This is a genomic window from Sphingomonas sp. CFBP 8765, assembly GCF_014841445.1.
Taxonomy (GTDB): domain Bacteria; phylum Pseudomonadota; class Alphaproteobacteria; order Sphingomonadales; family Sphingomonadaceae; genus Sphingomonas; species Sphingomonas aerolata.
Genome location: NZ_JACYTY010000007.1, coordinates 64,916 through 80,336, shown reverse-complemented (window position 1 = coordinate 80,336; position 15,421 = coordinate 64,916). Strand labels below are relative to the sequence as shown.

Genomic DNA, 15,421 nt, shown 5'->3' with positions numbered 1-15,421 from the left:
CCTGGTGGCTCCTCCGCGGAGCCACCGTTTTTTTGATAGATATCCCCGCGTCCTGCGCCGGGCCCTGACGCTGGCGGGGCTGCTCGCCTGCGGAGCGGCGACCGCGTCCAACCCGATCGTGCCGGGCTGGTATGCCGATCCCGAGATCCGCGTGTTCGCGGGGCAATACTGGATCTACCCGACCTATTCCGACCATGCCGGAAAACCGGTCACGCCGAGCCGCTTCACGCCTGCGCAAAAGGCGGCGCGACTGCGGAAGACGGTCCGCCCGTCCTATGGCATGCAGACCTTCTTCGACGCGTTTTCCTCGCCGGACCTGGTGCACTGGACAAAGCATCGCCGCGTGTTCGACGTGCAGGATGCGGGCTGGGCCGCCTATGCGATCTGGGCGCCGTCGGTGCTCCAGGCGAACGGGCGCTATTACATGTTCTTCAGCGCGAACGACATCCAGAGCGATGGTGAGCTGGGCGGCATCGGGCTTGCGGTCAGCGCGACGCCCGGCGGTCCGTTCAGGGATGCGCTGGGCAAGCCGCTGGTCGGCGCGTTCCATAACGGCGCGCAGCCGATCGATCCGTTCGCATTCCGGGATCGCGACGGGCAGGTCTATCTCTTCTACGGCGGCTGGAAGCATTGCAACGTCGTCCGGCTGAGCCCGGACCTGAAGCGCGTCCTGCCGTTTCCCGACGGGACGATGTTCAAGGAGATCACGCCCCCCGGCTATGTCGAGGGGTCGTTCATGATCGAACGCCACGGCGTCTATTATCTGATGTGGTCGGAGGGCGGGTGGACCGGGCCGGACTATAGCGTCGCCTATGCGACCGCGCCGAGCCCGACCGGGCCGTTCACGCCGAAGGGCAAGATCCTGTCGCAGGACCTGCGCATCGCGCGCGGCGCGGGGCATCATTCGGTCGTCAACGTGCCCGGCACCGACGACTGGTACATCGCCTATCACCGCCGGCCGCTCGACACCGATCGCGGCGAACACCGGCAGATCGCGGTCGACCGCATGGTCTTTGCCGCCGACGGTACGATCAAGCCCGTCGTCATGACCAATACCGGCGTCGCGCCGCGGCCGATCCGTGGCCGGGCGGCCCCCGGGCCAACCGCTGCAGGGCGCGACGAACATTCATCTGGGAGAGCGATGTGAGACACAGGGTAATCGCCGCACTGCGCGGCACGGTGGCGGCGGTCGCGTCGATCGCGCTCGTCGCACCGATGCCGCTGTCGGCACAGGCTGCGGCCAGCGCCGAGGCGCAGCCGTCGGTCGACCTCGTCAACCCGCTGATGGGCACCGATTCCGACTATACGCTGTCCTACGGCAACACCTATCCCGCGGTCGCGGTACCGTGGGGGATGAACTTCTGGACGCCGGTGACGGGCAAGCCCGGCAGCGGCTGGGGCTACACCTATGACGGCAACAAGATCAACGGCATCAAGCAGACGCACCAGCCCAGCCCGTGGATGAACGATTATGCCGCGTTCGCGCTGATGGCGACGACCGGCGCGCTGAAGGTCAAGGCGGACGAACGCGCCTCGTGGTACAGCCACAAGGCGGAGGAGAGCCGGCCCTATAGCTACAAGGTCTATCTCGCCGATTACGACGTGACCGCGGAGGTCGCGCCGACCAACCGCGCCGCGCAGTTCCGCTTCACCTTCCCCGAAAGCGACGACGCGCACATCATTCTCGATGGCTATGCGGGCGGATCGATGGTGTCGGTCGACCCGGTCAAACGGCGGATCACCGGCTATGTCCGCAACAATCACGGCGGCGTGCCCGGCAATTTCCACAATTACTTCGTCGCCGAATTCGACCACGCCTTCACCGTCAGCCGGACCTGGGACGATAATGGCCAGATCGCCGCGACGCCGGTGCGCGAGGGCGATCATGTCGGCGCGGTCGTCAGCTTCAAGACGCGCAAGGGCGAGCAGGTCGGCGTCAAGGTCGCGTCGTCGTTCATCAGCCTCGAGCAGGCCGAGCGCAATTTGCGCGGCGAGATCGGCGGCGATGGCTTCGAGCAGACCAAGGCGAAGGCGAAGGCGGTCTGGCAGCGCGAGTTCGACCGGATCGAGGTGAGCGATCCCGACATCGACAACCGACGCACCTTCTACTCAGCGCTGTACCGGATGCTGCAGTTCCCGCGGATGTTCCACGAGGTCGATGCCAAGGGCCAGACGGTCCATTACAGTCCCTATGACGGCAAGGTGCATCCGGGCTTTCTCTATACCGACAACGGCTTCTGGGACACGTGGCGCGCGGTCTTCCCGTTCTTCGCGCTGATGTATCCCGAGCGCGACAGCGAGATCATGCAGGGGCTGGTCAACACCTACAAGGAGTCCGGCTGGCTGCCCGAATGGGCGAGTCCCGGCCACCGCGACGTGATGATCGGGTCGAACTCGGCGAACCTGATCGCCGACGCGTATCTGAACGGCGTGCGCGGGTTCGACGTCGAGACCTTGTACGAGGCGATGGTCAAGAACGCGACCACCTCGCAAGGGCGTCCGGTCGACAAGAAGGGCGAGGTCGTCGGCGCGGTCGGGCGCGAGGGCGTCGAATATTACAACCGGCTGGGCTATGTGCCCTATGACGTCGGCATCAACGAGAATGCCGCGCGCAGCCTCGAATATGCGACCGCCGACTTCTCGATCTCGCGGCTGGCGAGTGCGCTCGGCAAGACCGAGGATGCCAAGCTCTATGCCGCGCGGGCGCAGAATTACCGCAAGCTCTACGACACGCAGAGCGGGTGGATGCGCGGTCGCAACCAGGACGGCAGCTGGTCGACCCCCTTCAACCCGTATAAATGGGGCGACGCGTTCACCGAGGGCAATGCGCTGCATTACAGCTGGTCGGTGATGCAGGACGTGCAGGGGCTTGCCGACCTGATGGGGGGCAAGGACGCGTTCGTGAAGCGGCTCGATTCGGTCTTCACCACGCCGCCGATCTTCGACGACAGCTATTACGGGCAGACGATCCACGAGATCCGCGAGATGCAGATCGTCGACATGGGCCAATACGCGCATGGCAACCAGCCGATCCAGCACATGCCCTATCTCTATGACTGGGCGGGGGCGCCGTGGAAGACGCAATATCATGTCCGCGACGTGACGAAGAAGCTCTACGCAGCCACGCCCGACGGCTATCCGGGTGACGAGGACAACGGCCAGACCTCGGCCTGGTACGTGTTCTCCGCGCTCGGCTTCTATCCGGTCACGCCCGCGGTCGGCCAATATGCGATCGGCAGCCCGCTGTTCCGCACCGTCAAACTGACGATGCCGGGGGGTAAGAGGCTGACGATCGAGGCGGCGAACAACGGGCCGGGCAATGTCTATATCCAGTCGGCGAGCTTCAACGGCACGCCGCACGACAAGCCGTGGCTGACGCGCGAGGCGCTGCAGACGGGGGGCACGTTGCGTTTCGTGATGGGGCCGACGCCGAACCGGAAATGGGGGGCGGCCAGCAGTGCTGCGCCCTTCTCGATGAGCGCACCGGTGGTAAAGCCATGAGCGGCGCGCGCTTCACCCTTTGCCGCCGCGACGTGATGACCGGCGCGGCCGCGCTCGCACTGGCCACCGCGCTGCCCGGCGGGGCGGTCGCCGCGCCGCTGGCGAGCAGGCGACCGCCGCGTGGCGAGCGTCGTTTCGTCAGCGCCGCGGTCGAAGCCGAGATCGCGCGCGTGAAGGCGAAGATCGCCGACCCCGAACTCGCCTGGCTGTTCGAGAATTGCTACCCCAACACGCTCGACACCACGGTCCGGCTGGGCATGGTCGACGGCAAGCCCGACGCGTTCGTCATCACCGGCGATATCGAGGCGCTGTGGCTGCGCGACAGCTCGGCGCAGATGCAGACCTATGTCCATCTCGCGCGCAAGGATGCGGGCCTGCGCCGGGTCTTTGTCGGGCTGATCGCACGGCAGGCGCGCTGCATCCTGATCGACCCCTATGCCAACGCGTTCATGGACGATCCGACCGCGAAATCGAACCTGGGCGCGCGGACCGACCAGACCGAGATGAAACCGGGCGTCGCCGAGCGGAAATGGGAGATCGACTCGCTCTGCTACCCGATGCGGCTCGCGCACGGCTACTGGACCGCGACGCACGACAAGACGCCGTTCGACGCGCTGTGGGCGCAGGCGATGGTCCGCGCGGTCGCGACCTTCCGCGAACAGCAGCGCAAGGACGGCAAGGGCCCGTATCATTTCCAGCGGCTGAACGTCTCGCCGACCGAGACGCTGATGTTCGAAGGCTATGGCGCACCGACGCGCAAGGTCGGGCTGATCCATTCGATGTTCCGCCCGTCGGACGATGCGTGCCTCTACCCCTTCCTGATTCCGTCCAACCTGTTCGCGGTGTCGGCGCTGCGCATGCTGGCGACGGTCCAGCGCGAGGCGCGCGGCGATACCGCGGGCGCGGCGGACAGCGAGGCGCTCGCGACCGAGGTCGAGGCGGCGCTGCGCGCGCATGGCCGGATGCCGGACGGGCAGGGGGGTGAGGTCTGGGCCTATGAGGTCGACGGTTTCGGCAATGCGATCTTCATGGACGACGCCAATGTGCCGAGCCTGTCGGGCCTGCCGCTGCTCGGCGCCGCGGACCGCGCCGACCCGCTGTTCCGCCGCACCGCCGCGCTCGCCTGGAGCGATCGCAACCCCTATTTCTTTGCGGGCAAGGCCGCACAGGGGATCGGCGGGCCGCATATCGGCCTCGACATGATCTGGCCGATGTCGATCGTCACGCATGCGATGAACAGCGATGACGACGCCGTGATCCGCCAGTGCCTGACATGGCTGAAAACGACGCACGGCGGCACGGGCTTCATGCACGAATCCTTCCACAAGGATGATCCGACGAAATTCACGCGCAGCTGGTTCGCCTGGGCCAACGGGCTGTTTGGCGAGCTGATCCTCGACCTCGAGCGGCGCAAGCCCGGCTTGCTCGCCGCGCGCTACTGACATGGACCCACGGGAGAGACACATGACCACCGCCAACCGCCGCCAGGTGCTCGCCACCACCGGGCTTGCCGGCCTTGCGGGCGTGCTGCCCGCCGCCGCTGCCACCGCGCAGGGCCAGCGCCCGACCGCGGGCAAGCCCGATCTGTTCATCGGCACGGGTGGCCATGGCCACACCTATCCCGGGCCGTCGCTGCCGTTCGGGATGGTCCAGCTAGGCCCCGACACCGACAACAGCCGCTGGGACGCGTGCTCGGGCTATCACCAGGATGACGGCTCGATCATGGGGTTCAGCCACACGCATCTGTCGGGGACGGGAATCGGCGACATGCTCGACGTCCTCGTCGTCCCGACGCGCGGGCCGCTCAAGCTGAAACCCGGTGCGCTCGACAAGCCGCAGGACGGCTATCGCCAGCGCTTCTCCGATGAGCTGGCCGAGCCCGGCTATTACCGCGTGAAGCTCGAATCGGGCGTGCTTGCCGAGCTGACCGTGACCGAGCGGACGGGGCATCACCGCTACACCTTCCCGCAGGGCGCGGGGCACATTCTGATCGACTTCGCGCACATGATCCTCGACGTCTGGGACAAGGGCGTGCTGATCGACGAGGCGTCGCTGGCGCTGTCGCCCGACGGCATGCTGACCGGCAGCCGCCGCGTCCACCGCTGGGCGAAGGGACGGCGGATCCATTTCGCGATGCAGCTGTCGCGCCGCCCCGACCGCGTCGAGTTCTTCGGCGACGACGACAAACCGGCACCGGCGGGCGCGAAGGCGATCACCGGCAACCGGCTGAAGGTCGCGCTGTTCTTCGACCAGGCGGGCGGCGAACCGATCCTGATCAAGACGGGCATCTCCGCGGTCGACGTCGCGGGCGCCAAGGCCGCGCTGGCGGGCGAGGCCCCGGGCTGGCAGTTCGACAGCGTGCGCCGGTCGGCGGCGCGGACCTGGCAGACGCAGCTCGACTGTATCCGTGTCGAGGGCGGCACGCCCGATCAGCGCACGATCATGGCGAGCGCGCTGTATCATACGTTCCTGTCGCCCACGCTCTTCACCGACCGCGATGGCCGCTATGTCGGGCTCGATCGCAAGGTGCACACAGCGGCGGCGGGCGACACCGCGTACAGCACCTATTCGATGTGGGACACGTACCGCGCGCTGCACCCGCTGCTCAATCTGGTCCAGCCCGACAAGGCGGCGCAGTTCACGCGCGATCTGGTCCGCCAGACGATCCAGAGCCCGGCGGGCTCGCCGGTCTGGCCGCTCCAGGGTGTCGAGACCGCCTGCATGATCGGCTGGCATTCGGTGTCGGTGCTTGCCGAGGCGTGCGTGAAGGGCGTCAAGGCGGACTATGCCGCAGCCTGGCCGCAGATCCGCCGCCGCGCGTTCGACCGCAGCTTCCGCGATCTCGAAAGCACGCTCGGCCGCGGCTATTATTACGACCTCGGCTACATCCCCGCCGACAAGGTCTGGGAGTCGGTCAGCCGGACGCAGGAATATGCGTATGACGACTGGGCGATGGCGGTGCTCGCGGACGCAGCGGGCGCCTCCGCCGACGCGCAGGCGTTGCGCAAGCGCAGCCTCAACTACCGCAACGTCATCGATCCGAAGATCGGCTTTGCACGGCCGCGCTTCGCGGACGGGACCTGGTGGGCGGACTATGATCCGATCCAGCTTGGCCACAACCCCGACAAGCACCGCGATTATACCGAGGCGAATGGCTGGCAGGCGACGTTCCTCAACCAGCACGACATCTACGGGCTGATCGACCTGTTCGGCGGGGATGCCGGGTTCGTGAAGAAGCTCGACGCGCTGTTCGCGGCGCCCTCGACACTCCCCAAGAACGCGCCGCCCGACATTTCGGGGCTGGTCGGCCAATATGCGCATGGCAACGAACCCGACCAGCATGCCGCGTACATGTATGCCTATGCCGGTGCGCCGTGGAAGACGCAGGCGATGGTCCGGCGGCTGTGCACCGAGATGTACAAGGCGGATCCCGACGGCGTGATCGGCAACGACGATTGCGGGCAGACGAGCGCGTGGTTCATCTTCTCCGCGCTCGGCCTCTACCCGGTCGATCCGGTCAGCGCGGTCTATGTGTTCGGCTCGCCACTGTTCGATGCCGCGGAGGTCGCGCTGGGCGGCGGGAAGACGCTGCGGATCACCGCGTCGGGCAATGGTCCGCAGGCACCCTATGTCCAGTCGGTGCGGTGGAACGGCAAACCCTGGACGAAGAACTGGATCGGGCATGCGGATCTTGCCCAGGGTGGCGAGCTCGTCTTCGTGATGGGGGACAAGCCGTCACGGTTCGGCACGGCGAAGGCGGATCGTCCGCCATCCTATCACCCCGGACCGCGCCCGACGCGGGCTTGAGGGCGACTGCGCCGCGCCGGGTAAACCGGGCGCGGCGCGGGGGTTCGTCAGCGGACGACCAGACGCGTGTAGAGGTGCCAGGTCGCATAGCCGAGCCAGGGCAGCACGACCGCCAGCCCGATCGCGAGCGGGATCAGCCCGAGGACCAGCAGCCCGGCGACACGCGCGCCCCAGCCGAACACCGCGCGCGGGTTGCGCCGCGCCGCTGCGAGCGAGGTGCGCAGCGCGAGGCCCGCATCGACCGGCTGATCGACCACCATCGGGAAGGCGACCAGCGCGAAGACCAGCGTGGCGATCGCGAACGGCGCGCCCGCCAGATTGCCGAGCAGGATCAGCGTCCACCCCTCCTGCGTGGTGAACAGGCGGCCCGCGACGTCGCCGATCCGCAGCGGCGCGGTCGCACCGAAGGTCAGGTCATAGACCGCATAGGCCGTCGCCAGCCACCCGACCATCAGCGCGGCGAGCCCGGCGGTGAGGATCGCGAGCGGCAGGCGGCTGCGTCCGTTGAGCGGATCGAGGAAATGCCACCAGCTCGAGTCGCGCCCCTCTTCACGGCGGCGCGCGAGTTCGTAGAAGCCCGAGGCGGCGGCGGGGCCGAGGATCGAGAGCCCTGCGACCAGCGGGAAGAACAGCGGGAGCAGCGGCGCGTTGTACGTCACCACCGCGGCGACCAGACAGACGATCGGATAGAGCAGGCCGATCACGATCAGGTCGCCGCGCTTGGCGAGAAAGTCCTTCCACCCCTCGGCGAGGGCCCAGCGCAGGCCGGCGGTGCCGATCTCGCGGATCTCGGGGATGGCGGGTGCTGGCGCGATGAAACTGTGCGGATGGGTGGCCATGATCTGCTCTCCGTTCAGGGGGTGGCGTATATCCTCGTCATGCGGGGTATCGTTGGGCGGCGTGACCGAACGGCCGGTTCAGCCGCACGATCGCCCAGTTGAGCCAGGCCGCAAAGCTGACCCACAAGAGATAGGGCGCGATCAACAGGCTCGCGAAGCGGTCGATGGGCCACAGCCCGACGACCAGCGCGACCAGCGACGCCCAGAGAAACACGACCTCTATCAGCGCCCAGTCGGGGCGCCGGGCGCGGAAGAAGAGCGGGCTCCACAGCAGGTGGAAGACGGCGTTGACCGCAAACAGCGTGACCACCTCCGCGCGCGTCGCGGCGTCGGGCGCGGCGGTCCAGGCGATCGACGCGGACCAGGCGGCGAGGCCGAGGATGATCGTCCAGGCGGGACCGAACAGCCAGTTCGGCGGCTGCAACCGCGGCTTGCGCAGCGTGCGGTACCAAGGGCCGATCGGCGTCATCAAGCCGCCGACGACGCAAAGCGCGATGGCGGCACTGCCGCTCACGACAATCGGGTTAAGCATTACATTGTCCATCTTGCCGAGTGTCCAATGCGTGTTACACCTTTGGCATGCGCGTGTCTTTCCCCTTTTCGGCGATCGTCGGCCAGGACGAGATGAAACGCGCGCTGCTGATCGCCGCGGTCGATGCGCGGATCGGCGGGGTGATGGTGTTCGGCGATCGGGGCACGGGCAAGTCGACCGCGGTGCGCGCGCTCGCCGCGCTGCTGCCGCCGGTGCGGGCCGACCAGGCGGGGTATCAGGACGGGACGCCGCGCAGCGGGCAGGTGCCGGTGCCGTTCGTCGACCTGCCGCTCGGCGCGACCGAGGACCGGGTGGTCGGCGCGCTCGATCTCGAACGCGCGCTGGGGGCCGGGATCAAGGCGTTCGAGCCGGGGCTGCTCGCGCGGGCCAATGGCGGTTTCCTCTATATCGACGAGGTCAATCTGCTCGAGGATCATATCGTCGACCTGCTGCTCGACGTCGCCGCGTCGGGCGAGAATGTCGTCGAGCGCGAGGGGCTGAGCGTCCGCCACCCGGCACGGTTCGTGCTGGTCGGCAGCGGCAATCCCGAGGAGGGCGAATTGCGGCCGCAGCTGCTCGACCGGTTCGGGCTGTCGGTCGAGGTCCGCACCCCGCAGGATCTGGACCAGCGCGTGGAGATTCTGCGGCGCTGCGATGCGTTCGAGCGGTCGCCGGCGGCGTTTGTCGAGCACTGGGCGGCCGACGAGCGCGCGACGCTGGCGGCGATCGCGCGGGGGCGGGCGGGGTTGCCGATGGTCGCGCTGCCCGACGCGGTGCTCGCCTTCGCGTCGCGGCTGTGTATCGCGGTGGGGGCTGACGGGTTGCGCGGCGAACTGACGCTGATGCGGGCGGCGCGGGCGCTCGCGGCGCTCGAGGCGGTGTCGGAGGTGACGCAGGCGCATGTCGCGACGATCGCGCCGATGGCGCTGCGCCACCGGTTGCGGCGCAACGTGCTCGACGAGACCGGGTCGACCGTGCGGATCCTGCGCGCGCTGGAGGAGGTGGCGGGGTGACCGTGCCGGCAGCGGGGGCGCCGGTTCCGCTGGCCGATGCGCTGATCGCGGCGCGGCTCTGTGCCGCCGATCCCGGGCTTGGCGGCATCGCGCTGCGCGGCGGCGGCGAGCTGCGCGATGCGGTGATCGCGGCGCTGCGGTCGCATCTGCCGCCTGGTGCGCCGCTGCGGCGGGTGCCGGTGCATGTCGATGACGACCGGCTGTTCGGCGGGCTGGATCTGGTCGCGACGCTGGCCCAGGGGCGCGCGGTGCAGCGCGCGGGGCTGAGCGAGACGACCGCATCGACGATCGGCACGCCGTCGCGCATGAAGAAGCGCTCGATCGCGGGCCGCGAGTCGAGCCCGCTGGCAAAGGCGGGGATCACGCGCAGCCCGCGCGCCTCGAATGCGGCGATCGCGCCGTCATAATGACCGGTGTCGCGACCGAGCAGATAGGAGCGCAGCATCAGCACTCCGACCGTGCCGCGCGAGCCCCCCACCCTGGGCAGCGCGTCCGCCCGGTCGGCGATCCGGCCCGGGATCGCGGGGTGATAGACGCCGACCTCGGGATAGTCGTGCGGCGCGGCGGCGCGGATGGCGTGGCCCGCATAGCGGCCGGCAAGCGCCTGGATCATCCCGACGACATTGTCGTCGCTGCCCGCCAGCCAATATTGCAGCGTCAGGAAATAGGCGCGGACGTCCTGCGCGGTGCCGGGAATGAACCGCAGGATCTTGGGCAGCCGGCGCAGCATCCGCATCTGCCCCGCGCCCGACGAGGCGCCGGGCTTGGCCGATCCGCGCAGCCGCTTGAGCAGCGCGAGCGGACCGCTTGCCGGCTTGTCCATGCGATAGTCGCCGAGCCTGGTCAGCCTGACGATCTCGCTGCCCGACATCAGCCCGACCATCGCGGCGCAGGCCTCGCGGCGCGCGGTCAGCGCGGGGAGGACCGCGCGGATATGGTCGTCGAGGAACAGCATCGTCGCAATGACGATGTCGGCGCGGCCGATATCGGCGATGCAGCGATCGAGCGACCCGGTGCCGCGATCCCAGTCGGCCGCGGCGTGGAAGCCGATCGTGATCCCGCTATCGTCCGCAGCGAACCGTGCGGCGGCGCGTTCGGCGGCGCCCGACAGATGGTTGTCGAGCGTGACGATCACGACATGCAGCGGGACCGGGCGGCGGATGGCGCTATCGGGCATAATGGGCCTTCGCATCATAGAGCGTGTCGATCGTGATCGTCGCGACGTCGCGCTCGGCGGCGAACCGTTCGGTGTTGCGACGCGCCTTGCCGCGGACGAAGAAGGGGATCTTGAGCAGCTCGCGCTCGGCATCGGCGGACCAGATCCGCGCGGCTCTGGCGTCCGGGGCGGGGCGGGCCACGACATCGGGCGATACCGGCTGTGGCGCGGGCTCCGGCGCCACCGGGAGGGGCGCGAGATGGCTCGCGCCGGCCATGTCGCTGAACTCGAAATCGTCGCGGAACATCGTCAGCAGATGCTCCTCCAGCCCCATGACCAGCGGATGGACCCAGGTGTCGAACAGCACGTTCGCGCCCTCGAACCCCATTTGCGGCGAATAGCGTGCGGGGAAATCCTGGACATGGACGGGGGCCGAGATCACCGCGCACGGGATCCGGAGCCGCTTGGCGATATGCCGTTCCATCTGCGTGCCGAGCACGAGTTCGGGCTGCAGCGCCTGGATCGCCTCCTCGACGACCAGATAGTCGTCGGTGATCAGTGGCGTGACGCCGTAGAGCGCCGCGGCGGTGCGCAGGTCGCGCGCGAATTCGCGGTTGTAGCAGCCGAGCCCGACAACCTCGAACCCGAGTTCGTCGCGCGCGACGCGGGCGGCGGCGATCGCATGCGTCGCATCGCCGAAGATGAAGACGCGCTTGCCCGTCAGATAGGTCGAGTCGACCGAGCGGCTCCACCAGGGCAGGTGACCAAGGTCGCACGCGCCCGTCGGATCGATCCCGGTCAGCGCCGCCAGCTCTGCGATGAAGTCGCGCGTCGCGCCGTGGCCGATCGGCACGGTGGTGACGACGGGCTGGCCGTGTTCGCGCGCGAGCCAGCGGCAGGCGGTGTCGGCGATCTCGGGATAGAGGCAGATGTTGAAATCGGCGTCGGGCAGCCGGGCGATGTCCGCGGCGGTCGCGCCGAGCGGCGCCACGACGTTCACCGCGATCCCCAGCGCATCGAGGATGCGGCGGACTTCGATCACGTCGTCGCGGTGGCGGAAGCCGAGCGCGGTCGGGCCGAGGATGTTGGCGGTCGGGCGCGCGTTCGCCCGGTTGGGCACGGGGCTGGCTGCGAGGGTCCGGACCAGTTGGTAGAAGGTCTCGGCTGCGCCCCAATTCTCCTTGCGCTGATAGCTGGGCAGTTCGAGCGCCACGACCGGGCAGGGCAGGTCCATCGCCGCGACCAGCCCGGCGGGGTCGTCCTGGATCAGTTCGGCGGTGCACGAGGCGCCGACCAACATCGCGCCCGGCGTGAAGCGCGCATAGGCATCGCGCGCCGCGGTCTGGAACAAGGCCGCGGTATCCTTGCCGAGATCGCGCGCCTGGAAGGTCGTGTAGGTGACCGGCGGGCGCTTGCCGCGTCGCTCGATCATCGTGAACAGCAGGTCGGCATAGGTGTCGCCCTGCGGCGCGTGCAGGACATAATGTACGTCCTCCATCGCGGTCGCGATCCGCATCGCGCCGACATGGGGTGGTCCCTCATAGGTCCAGACGGTCAGCTGCATCACACCCTCAGCAGGTCGCGCCGCCGCAGCGGTCGCGCAAAGAGGTCGGCAAGGTCGCCCGCCTGGTCGAAGCCATGGACGGGCGAGAAGACCAGCTCGATCGCCCATTTCGTCGTCAGCCCCTCGGCCTCGAGCGGGTTGGCGAGGCCGAGGCCGCAGACGGTGAGGTCGGGGCGGTCCGCGCGGACGCGGTCGAGCTGGCGATCGACATCCTGCCCCTCGCTCAGCCGCGTCGCGGCGGGGAGCAGTGCGAGTTCGCGCGCGAGATGGCGGCGGTGAAGATAGGGCGTGCCGACCTCGACCGGGACCATGCCGAGCTCGGTCGCGAGAAAGCGCGCGAGCGGGATTTCGAGCTGGGAATCGGGGAGGAAGCTGATCCGCCGTCCCTCGAGCAGCGGGCGTGCATGCGCGAGCGCGCGCTTGGCGCGTTCGCGGCCGGGCGCGATCGTGCGCCGGAACTGCATCGCGTCGACGCCGAACGCCAGGGCGGCGGCGTGCAGCCAGTCGGTCGTGCCCTCGGCACCGAACGGGAACAGCGCGTCGAGTCGGGTCGCGCCGCGATCCTCGAGTGCGCGCGCCGTCTCGCCGAGAAACGGCTGGGCGAGCAGGAAGCGCGTGTTGGGCCCGACCGGGGGCATCCCTCCTGCGCGCCGTGCGGGCAGGCTGTGAACGGGGCCGATGCCGAGCGCGTCGAACAGCCGGAGGAACTGGTCCTCGACGACATCGGGCAGCGCGCCGACGATCATCAGGCTCGGTTTCGCCGATGCGTCGGCGGCGAGGCCGGGTACCAGTGCCGCGAGGCAGGCATCCTCCCCTTCGGTAAAGGTCGTCTCGATCCCGCTGCCCGAATAATTGAGGATCCGGGTCGTGCCGCCATGCTTGACCGACAGCCGGGCCGCGGCGCGCGAGAGGTCGAGCTTGATCACCTCCGACGGGCAGGAGCCGACGAGGAACAGCAGCTTTATGTCGGGCCGGCGCAGAAGCATCTGGTCGACGATGCGGTCGAGCTCGTCATTGCAGTCCGCCATCCCCGCGAGATCGCGCTCCTCGATGATCGCGGTGGCGAAGCGCGGCTCGGCAAAGACCATCACGCCTGCCGCCGATTGCAGCAGATGCGCGCAGGTCCGCGAGCCGACGACGAGGAAGAACGCATCCTGGATCTTGCGGTGCAGCCAGATGATCCCGGTGAGCCCGCAGAACACCTCGCGCTGGCCGCGTTCGCGCAGCACGGGCGCGGCGTCGCATCCGGTCCGGCCAAGCTGCGGGGCGGTGGGCAGGGGGGCGGTGGGCAGGGGGGTGGAAAGCGGGGCGGTCATGACGCGGCCATGCTCGCCGGTGCACGCTGCAACCGCGCGGCCCGCAGCTTGATCAGGAACTGCGCGGCATTGACGACGTAGCTCGCATAGGCCGCGAGCGCGAGCCACATGCGCCCCGCCTCGCTGCCGAAGTCGCGGGCAAGCGCGACGAGATAGGCGGTGTGCAGCGCGAGCACGAGCATGCTCACGACGTCCTCCCAGAAGAAGGCGGGGGCGAACAGCCATTGGCCGAACACCTGCTTCTCCCAGATCGCGCCGGTGATCATGATCGCGTAGAGCGCGCCCGTCTTGACCATGATCGATATCGTCGCGGCGACCACGCCGTCGCCCGTCGCCAGATAGCGCAGGACCAGCGTCAGACTGACGAGGAAGATCAGGAACTGGATCGGGGCGAGCACCCCCTGGACCAGCGTCCAAGCCGACGAGTCGCGGCGCTCGCGCTGGTCTGGCGTGTAGAGCGGGGCGGCTGCCCGGCGGGCGCCCCGGACGGCCGTGCCGCCCTGCCGATCTGCCGGAGAAAGGTCGTTCGCTCGCATCGCGCCCCGCCTGCCCAAGTTCCGATCGGACCTTACGCCCGCCCCTCAGAAAGTGTCAAGTTATTTGGACGTCCACAATCTGGAACAGGTTGTGCGATGCAGCAAAACCGTCCGGTTGTCAGTCAATTGCAAGTGGGATATGCTGCGAGTCGCCGCTAATCTGCCAAATGCAGGTCCCGGTCTGTAGTTGTTGGCGTGTCGACCAGGCTGGGGAGAGCCGGTAATGGCAGCGGTTACTCACTATTCGCGCGGTTTCCGGTGGAGCACCGGGTCGTTCGCACGTCGGGACTGGAGCGATGGCCGCCGAGATCTTGGTCCGGGGCCGCGTCGCGACGACGGGGGCTATGATCGCCCTTTGTCCGCGCTGATCGAATGCGAGATCATTCCGCGGCTGATGGCCGCGCATGCCAGTGCGGCGATGCCCTCCGCCGAGATCGGCACGGATGGCCCGATCGACAGCGTCGAGGTGGGCATCTTCGCGCCGCTGGTGATGCAGGTCGATGCCGATCGTCTGCTCGCGCATATCGAGACGATCCTCGACCGCGGTGTCTCGGTCGAGACGGTCATGGTCGATCTGCTTGCACCCGCCGCGCGTCTGCTCGGCGAATATTGGGATGATGATCGCTGCGATTTCGTCGATGTGACGATGGGGTTGTGGCGGCTGCAGGAAGTCGTGCACGAGATTGCCGGTCGCATGCCCAGCATCCGGACAGATCCGGGCGACCGGCATCGGGCATTATTCGCGTCGTTACAGGGCGATCATCACAGTTTCGGGACGATCGTCCTCGACGAGGTCTTTCGGCATGGCGGCTGGCTGACGGACCGGATCAACGACGCGGAAACGCCCGTGTTGCTGGATGCCGCGAAGGCGGACTGGTTCGATATCATCGGATTGACGATCAGTTGCGACTGCCATATCGCCGGACTTGCATCGATCATTGCTGCGTTGCGAGGGGTTTCGCGAAATCCTCGTGTCTGCATCATGGTCGGCGGTGCGATTTTCAATGCAGACCCGGATCTCGCCACCAAAGTCGGCGCCGATGGTACCGCGTCCGATGCGAAGCTCGCGCTGAAACTGGCCGGCGATCTTCTCCGCGAAAGCGCATGGGGGACCACGGCGTGTAATTGATTGCTGCAGATTGGAGCGCGACGCTCGT

Annotated in this window: 11 protein-coding genes and 1 pseudogene; 6 read left to right on the top strand and 6 right to left on the bottom strand. The window is 68.2% G+C overall.

The genetic code is table 11. The features are described 5' to 3' along the window. Positions 1–4 precede the first annotated feature (4 nt). The 4 genes from IFT87_RS16520 (at position 5) to IFT87_RS16505 (ending at position 7,308) form a co-directional block, all read left to right on the top strand. Positions 5–1,147: a glycoside hydrolase family 43 protein gene (locus IFT87_RS16520; RefSeq protein ID WP_342211180.1), complete on the top strand. Its 1,143-nt coding sequence runs from the start codon at positions 5–7 to the stop codon at positions 1,145–1,147. A 68-nt stretch (positions 1,148–1,215) separates the two neighbouring features. Beyond that, the gene (locus tag IFT87_RS16515; RefSeq protein WP_192191348.1) at positions 1,216–3,501 is read left to right on the top strand and encodes a GH92 family glycosyl hydrolase; all 2,286 of its coding nucleotides are present in this window, start codon (positions 1,216–1,218) and stop codon (positions 3,499–3,501) included. Continuing rightward, complete coding sequence (locus tag IFT87_RS16510; RefSeq protein ID WP_249403401.1) at positions 3,498–4,943, top strand: glycoside hydrolase family 125 protein; 1,446 nt, start codon at positions 3,498–3,500, stop codon at positions 4,941–4,943. Before IFT87_RS16515 ends, IFT87_RS16510 begins: the two co-directional genes overlap by 4 nt. Before the next feature lie 22 nt (positions 4,944–4,965). Next, positions 4,966–7,308, top strand: coding sequence for a GH92 family glycosyl hydrolase (locus IFT87_RS16505; RefSeq protein WP_192191277.1), 2,343 nt, complete (start codon positions 4,966–4,968; stop codon positions 7,306–7,308). A gap of 47 nt (positions 7,309–7,355) precedes the next feature. On the opposite strand, the gene IFT87_RS16500 is transcribed toward IFT87_RS16505, so the two are convergent. Continuing rightward, the gene (locus IFT87_RS16500; RefSeq protein ID WP_192191276.1) at positions 7,356–8,147 is read right to left on the bottom strand and encodes a DUF2189 domain-containing protein; all 792 of its coding nucleotides are present in this window, start codon (positions 8,145–8,147) and stop codon (positions 7,356–7,358) included. Between the two features lie 37 nt (positions 8,148–8,184). Then, complete coding sequence (locus IFT87_RS16495) at positions 8,185–8,679, bottom strand: TspO/MBR family protein (RefSeq protein ID WP_183937347.1); 495 nt, start codon at positions 8,677–8,679, stop codon at positions 8,185–8,187. A gap of 47 nt (positions 8,680–8,726) precedes the next feature. Between IFT87_RS16495 and IFT87_RS16490 the strand changes: the two genes are divergently transcribed. After that, complete coding sequence (locus IFT87_RS16490) at positions 8,727–9,692, top strand: ATP-binding protein (RefSeq protein ID WP_192191275.1); 966 nt, start codon at positions 8,727–8,729, stop codon at positions 9,690–9,692. Positions 9,693–9,954: 262 nt separating this feature from the next. Here the strand turns inward: IFT87_RS16490 and IFT87_RS16485 are convergent. The 4 genes and pseudogenes from IFT87_RS16485 to bchF all read right to left on the bottom strand — a co-directional run. After that, positions 9,955–10,869, bottom strand: a pseudogene (locus IFT87_RS16485) (DUF3479 domain-containing protein); the annotation flags it as partial. After that, the gene (bchB, locus tag IFT87_RS16480) at positions 10,859–12,412 is read right to left on the bottom strand and encodes a ferredoxin:protochlorophyllide reductase (ATP-dependent) subunit B (RefSeq protein ID WP_192191347.1); all 1,554 of its coding nucleotides are present in this window, start codon (positions 12,410–12,412) and stop codon (positions 10,859–10,861) included. The gene bchB and the pseudogene IFT87_RS16485, both read right to left, overlap by 11 nt. Further along, a complete protein-coding gene (locus IFT87_RS16475; protein ID WP_192191274.1) occupies positions 12,412–13,728 on the bottom strand; it encodes a ferredoxin:protochlorophyllide reductase (ATP-dependent) subunit N in 1,317 nt (438 codons plus the stop codon). The genes bchB and IFT87_RS16475 overlap by 1 nt, the downstream gene beginning before the upstream one ends. Next, complete coding sequence (bchF, locus tag IFT87_RS16470) at positions 13,725–14,264, bottom strand: 2-vinyl bacteriochlorophyllide hydratase (protein ID WP_192191273.1); 540 nt, start codon at positions 14,262–14,264, stop codon at positions 13,725–13,727. Before bchF ends, IFT87_RS16475 begins: the two co-directional genes overlap by 4 nt. A 223-nt stretch (positions 14,265–14,487) precedes the next feature. On the opposite strand from bchF, the gene IFT87_RS16465 reads away from it, so the two are divergent. Further along, on the top strand, positions 14,488–15,393 hold the full coding sequence (locus IFT87_RS16465; protein WP_192191272.1) for a cobalamin B12-binding domain-containing protein: 906 nt from the start codon (positions 14,488–14,490) through the stop codon (positions 15,391–15,393). The last annotated feature ends 28 nt before the right edge of the window (positions 15,394–15,421 follow it).

What these genes read in the sequence shown, in the direction of transcription:
- IFT87_RS16510 (WP_249403401.1), top strand. Translation starts at nt 3,498, where the DNA reads ATGAGCGGCGCGCGCTTCACCCTTTGCCGCCGCGACGTGATGACCGGC.
- IFT87_RS16495 (WP_183937347.1), bottom strand. Translation starts at nt 8,679, where the DNA reads ATGCTTAACCCGATTGTCGTGAGCGGCAGTGCCGCCATCGCGCTTTGC.
- IFT87_RS16475 (WP_192191274.1), bottom strand. Translation starts at nt 13,728, where the DNA reads ATGACCGCCCCGCTTTCCACCCCCCTGCCCACCGCCCCCCTGCCCACC.
- IFT87_RS16515 (WP_192191348.1), top strand. Translation starts at nt 1,216, where the DNA reads ATGCCGCTGTCGGCACAGGCTGCGGCCAGCGCCGAGGCGCAGCCGTCG.
- IFT87_RS16500 (WP_192191276.1), bottom strand. Translation starts at nt 8,147, where the DNA reads ATGGCCACCCATCCGCACAGTTTCATCGCGCCAGCACCCGCCATCCCC.
- IFT87_RS16465 (WP_192191272.1), top strand. Translation starts at nt 14,488, where the DNA reads ATGGCAGCGGTTACTCACTATTCGCGCGGTTTCCGGTGGAGCACCGGG.
- bchB (WP_192191347.1), bottom strand. Translation starts at nt 12,412, where the DNA reads ATGCAGCTGACCGTCTGGACCTATGAGGGACCACCCCATGTCGGCGCG.
- IFT87_RS16505 (WP_192191277.1), top strand. Translation starts at nt 4,966, where the DNA reads ATGACCACCGCCAACCGCCGCCAGGTGCTCGCCACCACCGGGCTTGCC.
- IFT87_RS16490 (WP_192191275.1), top strand. Translation starts at nt 8,727, where the DNA reads ATGCGCGTGTCTTTCCCCTTTTCGGCGATCGTCGGCCAGGACGAGATG.
- bchF (WP_192191273.1), bottom strand. Translation starts at nt 14,264, where the DNA reads ATGCGAGCGAACGACCTTTCTCCGGCAGATCGGCAGGGCGGCACGGCC.